At 31.9% G+C, this 16233-nt stretch carries 16 protein-coding genes; all 16 read right to left on the bottom strand.

Annotated elements, in window-relative coordinates:
* Positions 1-22: 22 nt before the first annotated feature.
* The 16 genes from Ctaglu_RS06505 to tgt all read right to left on the bottom strand — a co-directional run bounded on the left by Ctaglu_RS06505 (position 23) and on the right by tgt (position 16183).
* Entirely contained in the window at positions 23-310 is a 288-nt protein-coding gene (locus Ctaglu_RS06505; RefSeq protein ID WP_233439699.1) for a metal-sensitive transcriptional regulator, read from the bottom strand.
* A gap of 229 nt (positions 311-539) precedes the next feature.
* The gene (gene aspS / locus Ctaglu_RS06500; RefSeq protein WP_124999261.1) at positions 540-2324 is read right to left on the bottom strand and encodes an aspartate--tRNA ligase; all 1785 of its coding nucleotides are present in this window, start codon (positions 2322-2324) and stop codon (positions 540-542) included.
* Positions 2325-2380: 56 nt separating this feature from the next.
* Positions 2381-3634, bottom strand: coding sequence for a histidine--tRNA ligase (gene hisS / locus Ctaglu_RS06495; RefSeq protein WP_124999259.1), 1254 nt, complete (start codon positions 3632-3634; stop codon positions 2381-2383).
* Positions 3635-3725: 91 nt separating this feature from the next.
* The gene (locus Ctaglu_RS06490) at positions 3726-5153 is read right to left on the bottom strand and encodes a coproporphyrinogen III oxidase (RefSeq protein ID WP_124999257.1); all 1428 of its coding nucleotides are present in this window, start codon (positions 5151-5153) and stop codon (positions 3726-3728) included.
* 55 nt (positions 5154-5208) lie between these two features.
* Entirely contained in the window at positions 5209-5817 is a 609-nt protein-coding gene (locus tag Ctaglu_RS06485; protein ID WP_124999255.1) for an MBL fold metallo-hydrolase, read from the bottom strand.
* 10 nt (positions 5818-5827) lie between these two features.
* Positions 5828-6274 (bottom strand): D-aminoacyl-tRNA deacylase, encoded by a 447-nt coding sequence (gene dtd, locus Ctaglu_RS06480; protein ID WP_124999253.1) that lies wholly within the window; start codon positions 6272-6274, stop codon positions 5828-5830.
* Positions 6275-6307: 33 nt separating this feature from the next.
* Positions 6308-8509, bottom strand: coding sequence for a RelA/SpoT family protein (locus tag Ctaglu_RS06475; protein WP_124999251.1), 2202 nt, complete (start codon positions 8507-8509; stop codon positions 6308-6310).
* A gap of 120 nt (positions 8510-8629) precedes the next feature.
* The gene (locus Ctaglu_RS06470; protein ID WP_124999249.1) at positions 8630-9148 is read right to left on the bottom strand and encodes an adenine phosphoribosyltransferase; all 519 of its coding nucleotides are present in this window, start codon (positions 9146-9148) and stop codon (positions 8630-8632) included.
* Between the two features lie 139 nt (positions 9149-9287).
* Positions 9288-10178: a DHH family phosphoesterase gene (locus Ctaglu_RS06465; protein ID WP_124999247.1), complete on the bottom strand. Its 891-nt coding sequence runs from the start codon at positions 10176-10178 to the stop codon at positions 9288-9290.
* Positions 10179-10333: 155 nt separating this feature from the next.
* Positions 10334-11212: a protein translocase subunit SecF gene (secF, locus tag Ctaglu_RS06460; RefSeq protein ID WP_124999245.1), complete on the bottom strand. Its 879-nt coding sequence runs from the start codon at positions 11210-11212 to the stop codon at positions 10334-10336.
* 4 nt (positions 11213-11216) lie between these two features.
* Positions 11217-12452, bottom strand: a complete 1236-nt coding sequence (gene secD, locus Ctaglu_RS06455; protein WP_124999243.1) for a protein translocase subunit SecD — start codon at positions 12450-12452, stop codon at positions 11217-11219.
* 79 nt (positions 12453-12531) lie between these two features.
* Positions 12532-13896, bottom strand: coding sequence for a thioether cross-link-forming SCIFF peptide maturase (scfB, locus tag Ctaglu_RS06450; protein WP_124999241.1), 1365 nt, complete (start codon positions 13894-13896; stop codon positions 12532-12534).
* Positions 13897-13958: 62 nt separating this feature from the next.
* Entirely contained in the window at positions 13959-14096 is a 138-nt protein-coding gene (gene scfA / locus Ctaglu_RS06445; protein ID WP_124999239.1) for a six-cysteine ranthipeptide SCIFF, read from the bottom strand.
* 67 nt (positions 14097-14163) lie between these two features.
* Positions 14164-14532 (bottom strand): TIGR04086 family membrane protein, encoded by a 369-nt coding sequence (locus tag Ctaglu_RS06440; protein ID WP_124999237.1) that lies wholly within the window; start codon positions 14530-14532, stop codon positions 14164-14166.
* Between the two features lie 97 nt (positions 14533-14629).
* A complete protein-coding gene (gene yajC, locus Ctaglu_RS06435; protein ID WP_124999235.1) occupies positions 14630-14923 on the bottom strand; it encodes a preprotein translocase subunit YajC in 294 nt (97 codons plus the stop codon).
* Between the two features lie 129 nt (positions 14924-15052).
* Positions 15053-16183, bottom strand: coding sequence for a tRNA guanosine(34) transglycosylase Tgt (gene tgt, locus Ctaglu_RS06430; protein ID WP_124999233.1), 1131 nt, complete (start codon positions 16181-16183; stop codon positions 15053-15055).
* Positions 16184-16233 lie beyond the last annotated feature (50 nt).

Here is a 16233-nt window from a genome sequence, read left to right as displayed (position 1 = left end):
ACAAATTTTACTTCTTTGTTTTTTATTTTAAAAACATAAGAAATGTTGAAACTAACTCTTGAATTTTTTCTTCTTCAATTGGGTCATCATCATGTAAAAGACAGTTTTTTGTATATCTTTCTAAAACTAAACCACCGACCTTACTCATAGCAGCGCGAGCAGCCGCAACTTGAACCAATATATTCTTGCAACAAACTTCACTTGTCACCATCTTTTCTATACCCTTAACCTGTCCTTCAATTTTTCTTAGTCTCACTTGAATATCTCTCACTAGCTCATCATTCATTGTTTTATCTTTTTCCTTTGTCATTTTATCACTCCTATATATACTATAGTAAACCACTGTCCATGGTTAATTATAAATTTCAGTTCTTTCATCATACCCGGTATAGGTACTATTTATAATTATAGCATCAGAATTATTACAAATCAAGAGGTAATCAATGGAATTAATACATAAATTTTAAAATTATAAACATAAAAACAGCATAATATAAGAATATTATGCTGTTTTTACTTAACTATATTCTATTAGTATATTACTTCTTTATCTCTGCTTTTGTGATACCTAATTCCTCAAGTTGCTTGTCATCAACCATATTTGGTGCCTGGGTCATTGGACAGAAAGCATTTTGATTTTTAGGGAAAGCTATTACATCTTTAATATTTTCTGTTCCGGCCAAGAACATTACTATTCTATCTAGTCCAAAAGCAAGTCCGCCATGTGGTGGTGGTCCAAATTTAAAGGCTTCTAGTAAGAATCCAAATCTTTCCCATGCTTTTTCCTGAGTAAATCCTAAAACTTTAAACATAGTTTCTTGTAGGCTAGAATCATGTATTCTTATACTTCCTCCACCTAATTCTTCACCATTTAATACCATATCATAAGCTTTGGCACGAACTCTACCTGGCTCTGACTCTAAATACTGTAAATCTTCATCCATTGGCATTGTAAACGGATGGTGAGCTGCTACATATCTATTTTCTTCTTCGTTATAATCTACCAGTGGAAATTCTGTAACCCATACAAAATTAAATTCCACATTATCTTTTAATATTTCTAGTTCTTTAGCTAACTGTAATCTTAATGCACCTAATGATTGTAATACTATGCTATCTTTATCCGCAACAATAAGTACTAAATCTCCAGTCTTTGCTTCTACCTTATTTAATATAGCTTGCATTTGCGTCTCACTTAAGAACTTAGCTATAGGGGATTTAATCTCATCTTCTTTATACGCAATATATGCAAGACCTTTTGCTTTGTAAGTTTTAACAAACTCACCTAATTTGTCTAGTTTTTTTCTTCCCATATCTGCAGAATTCGTAACTTTTATAGCTCTTACTGATCCACCATTATCTATGGCATTTTTAAATACTACAAATTCACACTCACGTACTTCTTCACTAATATCCACTATTTCCATTCCAAATCTTAAATCAGGTTTATCTGAACCATATTTATCCATAGCCTCTTTGTATGTTATTCTTTTCATAGGAAGCATAACATCTTCATTTACTACTTCTTTAAATACTTTTTTAATTAGTGCTTCATTTACAGCTATAACATCTTCCTCTTCCACAAATGACATCTCTATATCTACTTGTGTAAATTCAGGTTGTCTATTTGATCTTAAATCTTCATCTCTAAAACATCTTGCAATTTGAAAATACTTATCATATCCAGACACCATTAATAATTGTTTGAACAATTGTGGTGATTGTGGAAGTGCATAAAAGTTTCCTGGGTAATTCCTACTTGGAACTAAATAATCACGAGCACCTTCTGGAGTACTTTTTGTAAGCATAGGTGTTTCTATTTCTAAAAAACCATTTTCGTCTAAAAAGTCACGAATTACCTTAGCTGTTTTATGGCGTATCATAAGGATTTTTTGCATATCTGGTCTTCTTAAATCAAGATATCTATATTTTAGACGTATATTTTCTGAGGCATCTAAATCTTCTTTTATATATATAGGTGGAGTTTCTGATTCAGACAATATCTTTATACTTGCTCCTTTAAGCTCTACTTGCCCTGTTGGCATATTATCATTAGGAGATTGTCTTTTAATTATTTCTCCAGTTATAGCAATACAGTACTCTGGTTTCACCAAATCTGCCTTTTGAAAAGCTTCTTTGTTTATTTCTTCTCCAAATACTACCTGTAGTAGTCCTGTTCTATCTCTTAAATCGATAAAAACAAGGCCTCCTAAGTTTCTTTTTGTTCCAACCCATCCCATTACTGTTACTTTATTTGATATATGTGTTTCACGAAGATCGCCACACATATTTGTTCTTTTTAAGCCGTTTAATGCTTCTGCCATTTTTTTCCCTTCCTCTCTTTAATGCCACCCTTAACCTTTTTATTAAGGGTTGTAATTTATGCTTTTACTATATTAATAATTTCTTGTAAATTATCTAATTTAATTTCAAACTGCTGCCTGTCAGACATTCTTTTTATTTTAGCAATTCTTGTTTTTATTTCATCTTCACCTAAAATAATTGTATAATAGGCTTCAATCTTATTTGCATATTTCATTTGAGCTTTTACACTTTTGTCCATATGATCGCATTCACATTTTATTCCCTTTTCGCGAAGGGAATTCACAATTTTAATTGCTTCACATTTAGAAGCTTCATTCATAGAACCAACATAAAGCTCCATGTATTTTTCACTTGGAATCTCTATGTTATTTTCTTCTAGGGCCATTAGTAGTCTTTCAATTCCCATACCAAAACCCATAGCTGGAACATCTGGTCCACCTATTTGTTTAATTAAATTATCATATCTTCCACCACCGCAAAGAGCAAGACCATTTTTGTCAAGCACTTCAAATACAGTTTTGGTGTAATAATCTAGTCCTCTTACTATAAGTGGATCCACATCAAAGTGTATATCCATAACTCCTAGGTAATTTTTTAAACTTTCAAAATGAGTAGAACATTCTTCGCAAATGTAATCAGATATAATTGGGGCCCCGCTAACTATCCCCTTACAACTATTAACTTTACAATCTAAAATTCTTAGTGGATTTTTTTCGAATCTACTTTTGCAAGTTTCACAAAGCTCTTCATATTTATTCCCTAAAAATTCTTTTAATGCTCCATTATATTTTTTTCTACAACTCGGACATCCCATACTGTTTATTCTTAATTGAACACCTTCTATTCCAAGCTCTTTATACACTCTCATAACAAGGCTAATTACCTCAGCGTCAATGGAAGCTTCCACCGATCCGCAAACTTCAACCCCAAATTGATGATGCTCTCTAAATCTTCCCTTTTGCATTTTCTCATATCTAAAACAAGGAGTAAAATAATATAATTTTGTAGGTTGCACCTCATTAAATAGCCCATTTTCTATAAATGCTCTTACTGCAGGTGCTGTTCCCTCTGGTTTTAGTGTAATACTGCGTCCACCCTTATCTTCGAAAGTATACATTTCCTTTTGAACCACATCTGTAGTTTCTCCTACGCCTCTTTTAAACAATTCAGTATGTTCAAACATAGGTGTTCTAATTTCGCGACAACCATATACAGAACATAATTTTCTGAATAAATTCTCTACATACTGCCATTTATAAATATTTTCAGGTAATATATCTTTAGTACCCTTAGGTGCTTGAATATCCATTTTATACCTCCTCTTACTCCGTTGAAAATTGAGAATGAAAAGTTGAAAGTTTTAATTTTCCATTTTCAAGTATAAACGTAACTTTCAATTTTTAATTATACAAAGTTTCCAGTAAATCAATTTTCTTTTCTATCATCTCATCTATCCTTTTTATGTACTCGCGAACATCCTTAATATTTGCAAACCTTTCATGCCTGTTTTCTTCTAAAAAAACAACTTTACAAACAGCATCTGCACCAAGTGCTATAACTGTCTGCTTTTCTTCAATCATTTGAATATTATATATTCCTTCTTTACCCGGTGTTTTATATCCAATGTTTTCCATATTACCCACCATATTTTTCTGCCTATACATATAATAAGGTTTCATATTAAGTTTTTTAGATAATTCCACCGTCTGCTCATACATTTGATTTAATTCTTCTTGACCAGGAATTACAAACCTATAGTTATTAAGCATCTTTTCATGGAGCTTAGAAGCTCTTTTTATAGACAAGCCATGAATTGTAATACTATCAGGTTTAATTTCAAATATTTTATCACAAGTTTTTATTATATGTGAAATTTTCTCCCCAGGGAGTCCTACTATTAAGTCCATATTTATATTATCAAACCCTAATTGCCTTGCCATATCAAACTTTTGAGTAACGCTATCTACGGAATGACTTCTACCAATTAATTTCAAGGTATCATCATTCATAGTTTGAGGATTAATACTTATTCTATGCACTCCATACTTTTTCATAGTAGTTAACTTATTAAAAGTTATACTGTCGGGCCTTCCGCATTCTACAGTAAATTCACGTACATTATTATTCTGAGTAAAAGCTTCATAAATACATTTCATTATATATTCAAATTGCTCATCATTTACAGAAGTGGGGGTCCCACCTCCGAAATAAACACATTCAATATTTAGCTTCTTTTCTTTGATGTAATTACTTATCTCTTTAATCTCATGAGACAGTGCCTCAAGATAAGGCTGTACTATGTCTTTGCAACTTTCTATAGGATTTGAGGCAAAAGAACAGTATAGACACCGGGTTGGACAAAAGGGCATGCCAATATAAACACTTATATTATCCTTGTTTTTATTAACAATATTTCTCTCAAACTTTGCAACATCAATACAAAGCTGTGCTTTATCTTCTCTTGCAACATGTTTTTCTTTGAACTGTGCTATGATAGCTTCCTCCGAATATCCCTCTTGTAATAGTTCAAGAGCTTTTTTAGAAGGCCTAATTCCTATTAAGGTACCCCAAGGTAGCTGATTTTCTGTGCTCTTTGAAAAATATAAAAAAACAGCTTTTTTTACTTCATCCTTTAGTTTATAGGAATTATCAACTTTGTATTCAAAACTTTCAGAGCCTTTTTTTATTGTTACTATATCTTCCTTTACTTCAATATTAAAATCATAATTTTCTTCTACAAATTTAATATCAGCGAATAAAAAAAACAAATTTATCATTTGATATACATCATAATTAAATTCTGCATTATTTAATTTTACCTTAATCATTTTAACTCCTTACGAACCATAGTTTAAAAAATTCTTAGTCCTATAATGCTCTATATTAATCTTGTAAAAAAGGGTTGCTTAATTTTTCATTGTTTATTGTGCTACTTGGTCCATGACCAGGATACACTATGGTGGATTCAGGAAGGCATAAAAGTTTTAATTTTATACTCATAATTATAGTATTAAAATCTCCTCCTGCAAAATCTGTTCTTCCAATGGAACCTGCAAAAAGAGTATCTCCAGTGAAAACACAGTTTTCAACTTTAAAGCACATACCACCAGGTGTATGACCTGGCGTATCTAAGCAAGTGAACTCTAAGTTAGAAATTTTTATTACATCCCACTGCTTTAATAACTTATCTGCACCACCCTCAATAAGAGGACCAAATAAATACTCGCCCTTTGTTATTAAATCATCATCTGCTTTGCTTATACATACTGTTGCATTTGTGATGGCTTTTAACTGCGCCACACCAGTGGTATGATCTAAATGCCCATGAGTCAAAAGTATATACGTAACTTTCGCACCCATAATATCTATAGCGCGAGTAATATCATCCACGTCTCCACCAGGATCTAGTACTACAGCTTCTTTTGTAGTCTCATCCATTACAATATAGCAATTTGATCCATATACTCCTGTAATAAGTCGTTTAATTTCCATTTTATACCTCCTAGAACTCTTTCTTGCTTTCTATAAGTAAGGTTACCGGTCCATCATTTTGTATAAAAACCTGCATATCTTCTCCAAAATCTCCGGTTTTAACATCACCTAATACTTCCTTACACTGTTTAACAAATTCTAAATATAATATTTTCGCTCCATCTCCACCAAGTGCTCTCATGAAATTCGGTCTTCTGCCTTTTCTGCAATCCCCATATAGCGTAAATTGAGAAACTACAAGCATTTCTCCCCCTACGTCTATTAGTGACTTATTCATTTTTTCATCTTCTTCAAAAATCCTAAGATTTAATATCTTATCTACTAAGTATTTTACGTCATCTTCCGTATCTTCCTCGCTAATACCTAGTAGAACATTTAAACCAAACCCTATTTCACTCCGTAATTTACCATCTACTTCAACCTTTGATGACTTTACTCTTTGCACTACTGCTCTCATAAATATTCATCTCCTAAATAGAAAAAATATCCTTTAGTTTTTAATTCTGTATACTTCTATTACCCCAGATAATTTAGTGATTTTCTTTTGCAATTCCTTCAAATGCTCTGTATCAGAAACTCTTAATTTTATATTTATTAAAGCCACATTATTTTTTAGTGTTTTTGCGTTAATTGAATATAACTGAGTTTTTGTTACTGTTATTACTTCCATTATGTCGGACAATAAACCATACCTATCATCTGCTTTAATTTCAATTTCAGTAATATAGCCTTTTCCCTCAGATGCGCCCCAGCTTACTTCAACAACTTTATTAATTTCATTTTTCATTAAGGCTTCAACATTTTTACAGTCACATCTATGAACCGAAACTCCTCGTCCTTTAGTTATATAACCTATTATTTCATCTCCTGGAACTGGATTACAGCACTTAGCAAACCTTACAAGTACATTGCCCTCACCTTTGACTATTAACCCTTGAAAATCCAATTTCTTTTTCTCATCTTTAGCCGAAGTCTTGGTTATTTTTTGTTCAATGTCTTCTATTGTCAAATTTTCCGTTTTATTTTTATTTTCAAAAACCTCTCTCAATCTATTAACTACAGTGGAAGGCATAATATCCCCTACTCCAACATAAGCAAATAAATCATCAATAGCTTTAAAATTATATTTCTTGTATATTTTTTCTATGGCTTCACCCTTAGCAATTTCTCCAAAATTGTGTCCTTGCCTTTTTGATTCTTTTTCTAATACTTCTTTACCCTTTTCAATACTCTCTTCTCTTTTAGCCTTTTTAAACCAAGCTTTAATTTTACTTTTAGCTTGATTACTCTTTGTAATGTTAAGCCAATCAATATTAGGGCCCTTAGGTGCAGGTGAAGTTACAATTTCAACTATTTCTCCGGTTTTTAGATGATATTCTAGTGGTACCATTCTACCATTCACCTTTGCACCCATGCACCTATGACCTATATCTGTATGAATTCTGTATGCAAAATCAATTGGTGTTGCATCAAGTGGTAAATTAATAACCTCTCCCTTTGGCGAAAACACAAAAACTTCGTCAGAAAACAAATCAATTTTAAACCCTTCCATAAACTCTTCTGCGTCAAAGGTTTCCCCTTGCCATTCAAGAATATCTTTTAACCATGAAAGTTTAGAATCGAAATTCTCCTCATTATTTCCTTCTGTATTATCTTCACCCTCTGTGCCCTCTTTATATTTCCAATGAGCAGCAATGCCATATTCTGCAGTTTTATGCATCTCATAGGTTCTAATTTGGATTTCAAAAGGTTTACCCTGTGGTCCAATTACTGTTGAATGAAGAGATTGATACATGTTGGGTTTAGGCATTGCAATATAATCTTTAAATCTTCCCGGAATTGGTTTATAAACTGTATGCACTATTCCTAGAGCTGCATAGCAATTTCCAATATCATTAACTAAAATTCTAACTGCAGTCAAATCAAAAACCTGATCTAAAGTTTTGTTTTTTTCAACCATTTTTCTGTAAATACTATAAAAATGTTTTGGCCTTCCATCAATGTCAGCATCTATTCCTACAATATTTAAGTTGAATTTTAACTCCGTTATTATGTTGCTGATATTTTCTTCTCGCTCAACTCTTTTTTCTGCAATTTTCCGTACTAAATTATAATATTCATTTGGGTTTAAATATCTAAGTGATAAGTCCTCTAGTTCCCATTTGATTTTAGACATTCCAAGTCTGTGAGCTAGTGGAGCATAAATATCCAAAACTTCTTTTGCCTTTAACTTTTGATTTGCAATGGGCATATATCTTAGCGTACGCATATTATGAAGTCTATCTGCAAGTTTAATAAGGATAACTCTAATATCCTTTGCCATAGCGAGTAGCATCTTGCGAATATTATCCGCTTGTTCCTCTTCCTTAGTCTTATATTTTATGAGACCAAGCTTTGTTACACCCTCAACTAGATTTGCTACTTCTATATTAAATTCCCTAGTTATATCTTCATAAGTATATACTGTGTCTTCAATTACATCATGAAGTAAGCCCGCAACAATAGTGCTAGTATCAAGCCCCATTTCTGCCAAAATACAGGCTACTTCCAATGGGTGCACAATATAAGGCTCTCCTGATTCTCTCTTTTGCTCTTTATGCGCAGCATAAGAAAAATTAAAGGCCTTAACAATAAGCTCCTTATCTAGAATATTACAATTATTTTCAATCTTATATAATAGTTTTTCCAACATGCTTATACACTCCTAAAATCAAAGGCTGGTTTAATTAACCAGCCAATACTTTTTACTAATATTATATAATATTATGTAGAATTATGCAATTTTAATTTACTACATAAATTTAAATAAGAATTAAATATCGTACTTTACAAGAGACATTATATCATAACCTTGTAATTTGTCTTTTCCATTAAGGCCCGTTAATTCAATTACAAAGTTTAAAGAAACAACTTCTCCACCCATTTGCTCTATAAGTTTTGTTACTGCTGCAACTGTTCCACCAGTAGCAAGTAAATCGTCCACTATAGCTACCTTTTGTCCAGGTTTTATGGCATCTGCATGAATTTCAAGTTTATCTGAGCCATATTCAAGATCGTACTCAATTTCTATAGTGTCATAAGGTAATTTGCAAGGTTTTCTAACTGGTACAAATCCTGCTCCAAGGGCATAGGCAACTGGTACACCAAATAAAAACCCTCTTGCCTCTGGTCCTACTATAACATCTATTTTTTTATCTTTTAAATATGCTACCATTTCATCTATAGTGTATTTAAGGGCATTGTGATCTTGTAGTAAGGTAGTTATATCTTTAAAGCTGATACCTTTTTTCGGAAAATCCTCTATTATTCTAATACTATTTTTTAAATCCATGATAATTACCCCCCAAAAAAATAAAGTCAACATGTACATCTGTACTAAAATCCGACTATTTTTTTTATCAATAGTGCTCATTATAATATATTATACTGCCTATTATATATTATAATGAGCTATTTATGCAACACAAAGATTATGTAGTATCCCACCTACCTATGAGACTATGTTTTAATTCTTTATCTAAGTACTTTGATATCTGTAGCGCTCTATTGCTATCTGAGGTAATAAATAACTCAACAACAATCTTAGCATTATCCATTCTTCCAACGGCATTAATGGTAGGCATTACTGTTAATGCTAATTTTGATACTGTATCTTCATTAATAACAAGAATATTATGAGTTTTTAGTAGTGCACAAAACCCATAATTATTTGTGCTTTTTAATTGCTTTATGCCTTCTTGCGTAAATATTCTATTCTCACTGTCAAGCTTTGTTTTACTAGAAATAGTACCTATCATTACCAAATCCATATATTTGTTTATGGATTTCATCTTGTAGTAAGATGATATTGCTTGTGCTATTTTAAAGGCTACTCCACAAGCACATAACCCCTTGAAAGGATAATCACAACCCTTCTGTTTTGGATTCACAACAATGGTGTCTGGAGCTATATTAATGGGTTCATGAAAATCTGTGATTATAACATCAATTCCCATGCATTTGCACAATTCTATTTCACTGAAAGAATTTATGCCACAGCCTAAGGTTATTATAAGTTCTGGGCCTAAATATTTTATATGACTAGTAATATCACTTTCAGATAAATCGCGACTTTCACTACATTCACCTGGTATAAAATACTCAACATCAGCATTTAGAAACTTAAGCACGAGCATCAATAAGGAAATTGCCGTAATACTATCTACATCATAAAATCCATAAAGGACTATTTTTTCTCTTTCATTTATAGCTTTGACAATTCTAAATAATGCAGCCTCCATCCCTTTTAATAAAAATGGATTATACATATTATAATCTATAAAGTCATTATTATTCACCTGCATGTCTTTAAGATAATCCATTATAAAAACTCCTCAAAGTTAATAAAAAAATAAAATAAATTTTAAATTTCTTATTTAACAAAATTAAAAAAGACAAAGAAGTAATTAATACATCATACTTCTCTGTCTTTAATTTTTAACTATTTGAGCCAAAGTGTAACTCCAGCAATTGATTCTTATGCTCTTGTTTTCGAAGTTGCCTTACTATTTCTTTTTTTAAACAATACCCAAAAAGGACTTGCTATAAATATTGATGAATAGCATCCAACTGCTATACCGAAAATTAATGGTAAACTGAGATCTCTTATAGATGGTACAAATATATATACCGAAATTACACAAATTAAAACTGTAGCAACTGTATTTACTGATCTTGCCATAGTTTGTGTAATACTTGTATTAGTAATTTCTTCTATAGAAGATTTTCTCATAATCTTTTGATTTTCTCTTATTCTATCAAATATAACAATAGTATCATTAATAGAATAACCAACTACAGTAAGAATAGCAGCTATGAAAGTTGCGTTTACTGGTATTTGGGTCACAGCATATATTGTAACAACAATTAAAATATCGTGTACTAATGAAATTATGGCTGCAACTCCGAAGTTAAATTCAAATCTAAATCCCACATACACTAGCATACAAATCATAGCGACAATTAAAGCAACTACTGCTTTTGACTTTAATTCACTACCAATAGATGCACCAATTGTATTTTGTTCAATTAATTCACTAGATTTAAACTGGGTCTTAATTTCTTTTACCATGGTTCCTATTTCTAAAGGAGAAAGAGCATCGCTTTTTACGGTTATTTCTAGCTCCTTACCCTCGTTTATTGTTTTGGATAAATATTCACCCTTTGCATGTTTATCAATTATTTTATCAACATCCGCTTTAACAAATTGTTGATTCATCTTTATAGTAATTGCTGTACCACCTTTAAAATCTATACCTAAGTTTAGTCCTTTTGTTGCCAGAAATCCCATTCCTATTAAAATTACGAATAGAGACACAGCAAAGAATATTTTAGTTTTTTCAACTATCTTTAACATATGCTTACCCCCTCTTCACGCCAAAATGAGATGTCTTACTTATTAGTCCCATTTCGACTGCTAATTTTAATAAAAATTCAGTGCATGTAAGTGCTGTAAATATACTTATAGTTACACCAATAACTAATGTAAGTGCAAAACCTTTAACTGATCCTGTTCCCATCATGTAAAGAACTACACCAGCAATTATTGTTGTAATGTTTGAATCTAATATTGATGGCAATGCTCTATGAAACCCAGCATTTACAGATGATTTTATTGATTTTCCAGTTTTAAGTTCTTCTCTTGTTCTTTCAAATATTAATACATTAGCATCTACTGCCATACCAATAGTAAGTAAGAATCCTGCTATACCCGAAAGTGTCAAAGTGGCATTAATGGCTGAGAATACACCAAGGACCAAAACCACATATAACATTAAAGATATACTTGCAATGATACCTGGTGCTCTATAATATAAAAGCATAAATAAAAATATACATAATATTCCTACAGCTCCAGCCTTCATACTTAATTCTAACGCATTTGTACCTAAAGTAGCACCAACTGTTTTAACTGAAACAGCTTTTAAAGTTACAGGTAGTGCTCCTGATTTAATGATTTGAGCCTTTCTTGAAGCTCCTGCCAAATCTTTACTTCCGGAAATTTGAGCCTTACCATCCGTAATAACTGATTCCACTGTAGGATCAGTTAACACCTCATTATCCATAAGAATAGTAATTTTTTGTTTTAAAAACTTCTGCGTAGCTTGTGCAAATTTTTGCTTTCCTGCTTCATTAAGTTCAAGATTTATAACAGGTTTATTTCCTTCACCAAAGCCTGTAGTAGCATCCTTTATATCTTTACCAGTAAGAATTGTAACTTTATCAGGTCCAACGAATTTAAGCTCTCCTGACTTTGCAACAGTATCAAGAATTTGTTTAGAATCAAATACACCTGGTATTTCAATTCTAATTCTATTATTACCTTCTTTGGCAACTAGTGTCTCACTAATTCCCATTTTGTTGACTCTCATAGAAATAAGTTCAATTGCTCTATCTAAGGTCTTTGCATCAACTTTTCCTTGAACTTCTTCTAAAACAGAAATTCCGCCTTGTAAGTCTAAACCTTTATTTATTGTTTCAGTAAAGGGTTTAAATCTATAATCTCCTATTGTAATTCCTTTGAAACCTGTAAATGCCAATATACCAATAACTAAAACACTGGTCAAAAACAGTATCGTGCTTTTCTTCTTTTTCATCTTTTTCCCCCTCTGTTGCTTAATCATAAATACAATTATATTATGATTAACAAAATTAGTCAATATTAGGTAAATTTATTTATTTTTCCATAGTTTTCGCTTTTAATGCTACAGCACATTCTATCCTTTTCTTTTGCATCTTGCATCCAATTTCATAAGGAATGTGCATATCTCCATTAAAATTAAAGTTATTTGCTTGGCATCCACCGCTACAATAAAATTTAGCCCAGCAATCAGTACATTTAGGCTTATTGTAAATGTGAGCTTCTTTAAACTCTAGTTCCATTTTTTTATTATGCATTCCATTATATATATCGCCCATTAGAAAATCTTTATTACCAACAAATTGATGACAAGGGTATATATCACCATCTGGAGTAACAGCTATATATTCATGGCCTGCTCCACATCCAGATATTCTCTTATAGACACAGGGGCCGCCTTTAAGATCTATATTGAAATGATAAAATTTAAACTCATTTCCGTCTTTATGTCTTTGAAGCATTTCTTTATATAATTTATCATATTGCTCAAAAATAACCGGTAAATCTTCCTCTCTAAGCGACAGCGCATGTTCATTTGGTAGTACTACTGGTTCTATTGATATTTCTTTAAAACCTAAATCTGCCATATGTTTTATATCTTCAAAAAAATCAGTATTCTCTCTAGTGAAAGTTCCACGAGCGTAATAAGCTTTTGACTTATCTCTCATATCAACCATTTTTTTAATCTTAGGAAGTATTCTATCATATGAACCCGTTCCATCTGCGCGTACTCTAACCTTATCATTAACAGATTTTCTACCATCTATGCTAAGTACTATATTACCCATATTTTCATCCATATATTTCATGATTTCGTCATTGAGCAATGTAGCGTTAGTTGTCATCGTAAATCTTATAGATTTATTATGAAGTTTTTCTTGGACTTTCGCATGTTCCACTATTTCTTTTATTGTATCAAAAGCCATAAGTGGCTCTCCACCAAATAAATCCACCTCAATGTTTCTTCTTGGACCTGATTTCTCTATAACAAAATCTATTGCTTTCATTCCCACTTCTGCGGACATAACGCTTCTAGCACCATGATATTCACCCTCATCAGCAAAACAGTATTTACATCTCAAATTACAATCATGTATTACATTAAGACACAGTGCCTTTATATAAGATTCGGTTTCTCCAATGCCCATAGCGATTTCTCTATACAAATCTTTTGTGTATAGCATTTCTTCCTCAATTAAGCTGAGAATTTCACCATAAGCTTCTTCAATATCTGCTACCGTATATTTATTTTTAAAATTTTCTAATAACTCTTCTTTTTCTCTTAGGGAATTATCATCCAAAAGATCATAAACTATTTCATCAACTACATGTAGTGCTCCGGAATTTACATCAATTACATAATACTCGCTGTCTTGTATATATTTATGAATTAGTGACAAGTTATTTTCCTCCTAACAAATTTAAAGCAGTAACTCTAAGTGTTACTGCCACATTAGTAATATTAGTTCTCACAAGCTAAGTTAGCTACTGTACAAGAAGTTTTACATGCTGATTGGCATGAATTAGCACATTCTTTGCATCCTGGTTTTTTCAAACTTTCTTTAATGCTTGTTTTATTTATAGTTTTTATATGTTTCATTTCAATTCCTCCATTCATAAAGTTTCGGTATGATTATATCATAATATCTTGGCTAAATAAAGTATTTCTATAGATTTATTCCAAGCATTCCAGCAAGTGTACCTATACCCAAGGCTAAAGCCATTCTTACTACTTCTCTCATACCAATAGAAGTACTTCCACCACCAACGACTTTAACTAGGTATAAAACTATCATGTAAATAGCTGCCACCATAATACCCATTAGCCAACCTTTTTCTCCTGCTTTTTTTGCAGCATATACTGATCCATAAAGCACACTAACTAATGTTATTACAATATAAAAGACAGATGTTACCTTCATGCTAGCTGTTAAATAGCTTGTTATTATAGAATAAGCTACTAATACAATTAAGGTTAAAATTGAAGCCCTAAATACACCTTCTGCAGCACAAGAAAATTTTATTTTGTTTTCCATGTAAATCCCCCCCTTTTTGTGGATTCCAATAAAAAAAATTTAGTTGAAATCTATAGTATTAATTATGATTTAAAAGGGGGTTTTATTACTTAATTATTTACTTTTTCTCTAGTACCACATCAGAACTGCTTGAATTTCTAACAGAACCTATCCCAGTTCTTGCCAATTTAATTTTAGCTCTATCTGGACCACTTTCCAATATAACAAATTCTTCTTGTAGATTAACTATTTTCCCAATTATACCACCTTTAGTCATTACTTCATCATTTAATTTTAAATCATTTAGAAGTGCGGCATATTTTTTCTTTCTTTTGTTTTCTGGTATAAATACTACTAAATAAAACACTACTAGCATTAATATTATAGGTAATAAAGATACTATTTGATTCATTTATATTCCCCTCCTTTCAATATTTTTTTAAATTATAATAAAATAATTCCCCTATAAAAATTAATAACTAAGAATTAATAACTTTACTTATTATTACTTTGTATAGGGTGATCATATTATAGCAATTAATTATGCGTTCTCATTCCACTTAGCTAGTTTTTCAGCCTTAAATTCTTCAAAACAATCATTATCAATGGCAGACCTAATGTCTTCCATAAGTTTATTATAAAAATACAGATTATGAAGTACACAAAGTCTCATGGCTAGCATCTCTTTTGCCTTAAATAAGTGTCTTATGTAGGCTCTTGTATAATGCTTGCAAGCAGGGCACTGACACCCTTCATCAATAGGAGCTGCATCTAGCTCAAATTTAGCATTCATTATATTTATTTTACCATCACTTGTAAACACATGTCCATGCCTTCCATTTCTTGCAGGCAAAACACAATCAAAAAAATCTACGCCTCTTGATACAGCTTCTAAAATATTACTTGGATAACCTACTCCCATAAGATAGATTGGTTTATCCTGGGGTAAGTGTGGAACAACAGCATCAATAATTCTATACATATCTTCATGAGATTCACCCACCGCAAGACCACCAATAGCATAGCCATCCAGGTTCATCTTAGTAATGGTTTTAGCATGTTCTATTCGGATATCCGCGTCGGTTCCCCCTTGATTTATTCCAAATAACATTTGTTTGTTATTGACAGTGCCCGGAAGAGAATTCAGTCTATCCATTTCAATTTTACATCGTTCTAGCCACCTTGTAGTTCTTGCTACTGAATCAACTACATATTCTTTGGTAGATGGGTTGGGTATACATTCATCAAAAGCCATAGCGATGGTAGATCCTAAATTGCTTTGTATTTGCATACTTTCTTCTGGCCCCATGAATATTTTCTTTCCATCAATATGCGAATTAAAGTAAACCCCTTCTTCTTTAATCTTTCTCATGGCTGCAAGAGAAAATACTTGAAATCCACCTGAATCTGTAAGAATAGGTCTATCCCAATTCATGAATTTATGAAGTCCTCCCATTTGCCTTACAACCTTGTCTGTCGGTCTTAAGTGCAAATGATAGGTATTAGATAATTCAACTTGGCAATTGATTTCTTTTAAATCCATGCTAGAAACGGCACCCTTAATAACTCCTTGCGTTCCTACGTTCATAAAAACAGGTGTTTGAATGATGCCGTGAGGAGTTGTAAATTCTCCACGTCTTACTTTACCACTTTTCTTAAGTAATTTATACATTTTTACCCTTCTTTCCTTACAATAATTAAGAGTTAGTTCTTAATTATTCA

It is taken from the genome of Clostridium tagluense (assembly GCF_003865095.1).
GTDB lineage: Bacteria > Bacillota > Clostridia > Clostridiales > Clostridiaceae > Clostridium_AD > Clostridium_AD tagluense.
The sequence above is the reverse complement of the archived record's forward strand: the minus strand, read 5'-3'. Positions and strand labels throughout refer to the sequence as shown.

What these genes read in the sequence shown, in the direction of transcription:
- Ctaglu_RS06490 (WP_124999257.1), bottom strand. Translation starts at nt 5,153, where the DNA reads ATGATTAAGGTAAAATTAAATAATGCAGAATTTAATTATGATGTATAT.
- hisS (WP_124999259.1), bottom strand. Translation starts at nt 3,634, where the DNA reads ATGGATATTCAAGCACCTAAGGGTACTAAAGATATATTACCTGAAAAT.
- secF (WP_124999245.1), bottom strand. Translation starts at nt 11,212, where the DNA reads ATGTTAAAGATAGTTGAAAAAACTAAAATATTCTTTGCTGTGTCTCTA.
- dtd (WP_124999253.1), bottom strand. Translation starts at nt 6,274, where the DNA reads ATGAGAGCAGTAGTGCAAAGAGTAAAGTCATCAAAGGTTGAAGTAGAT.
- aspS (WP_124999261.1), bottom strand. Translation starts at nt 2,324, where the DNA reads ATGGCAGAAGCATTAAACGGCTTAAAAAGAACAAATATGTGTGGCGAT.
- Ctaglu_RS06485 (WP_124999255.1), bottom strand. Translation starts at nt 5,817, where the DNA reads ATGGAAATTAAACGACTTATTACAGGAGTATATGGATCAAATTGCTAT.
- yajC (WP_124999235.1), bottom strand. Translation starts at nt 14,923, where the DNA reads ATGAATCAAATAGTATCTTTATTACCTATAATATTAATGCTAGTAGTG.
- Ctaglu_RS06505 (WP_233439699.1), bottom strand. Translation starts at nt 310, where the DNA reads ATGACAAAGGAAAAAGATAAAACAATGAATGATGAGCTAGTGAGAGAT.
- scfA (WP_124999239.1), bottom strand. Translation starts at nt 14,096, where the DNA reads ATGAAACATATAAAAACTATAAATAAAACAAGCATTAAAGAAAGTTTG.
- Ctaglu_RS06475 (WP_124999251.1), bottom strand. Translation starts at nt 8,509, where the DNA reads ATGTTGGAAAAACTATTATATAAGATTGAAAATAATTGTAATATTCTA.
- Ctaglu_RS06440 (WP_124999237.1), bottom strand. Translation starts at nt 14,532, where the DNA reads ATGGAAAACAAAATAAAATTTTCTTGTGCTGCAGAAGGTGTATTTAGG.
- Ctaglu_RS06465 (WP_124999247.1), bottom strand. Translation starts at nt 10,178, where the DNA reads ATGGATTATCTTAAAGACATGCAGGTGAATAATAATGACTTTATAGAT.
- Ctaglu_RS06470 (WP_124999249.1), bottom strand. Translation starts at nt 9,148, where the DNA reads ATGGATTTAAAAAATAGTATTAGAATAATAGAGGATTTTCCGAAAAAA.
- tgt (WP_124999233.1), bottom strand. Translation starts at nt 16,183, where the DNA reads ATGTATAAATTACTTAAGAAAAGTGGTAAAGTAAGACGTGGAGAATTT.
- secD (WP_124999243.1), bottom strand. Translation starts at nt 12,452, where the DNA reads ATGAAAAAGAAGAAAAGCACGATACTGTTTTTGACCAGTGTTTTAGTT.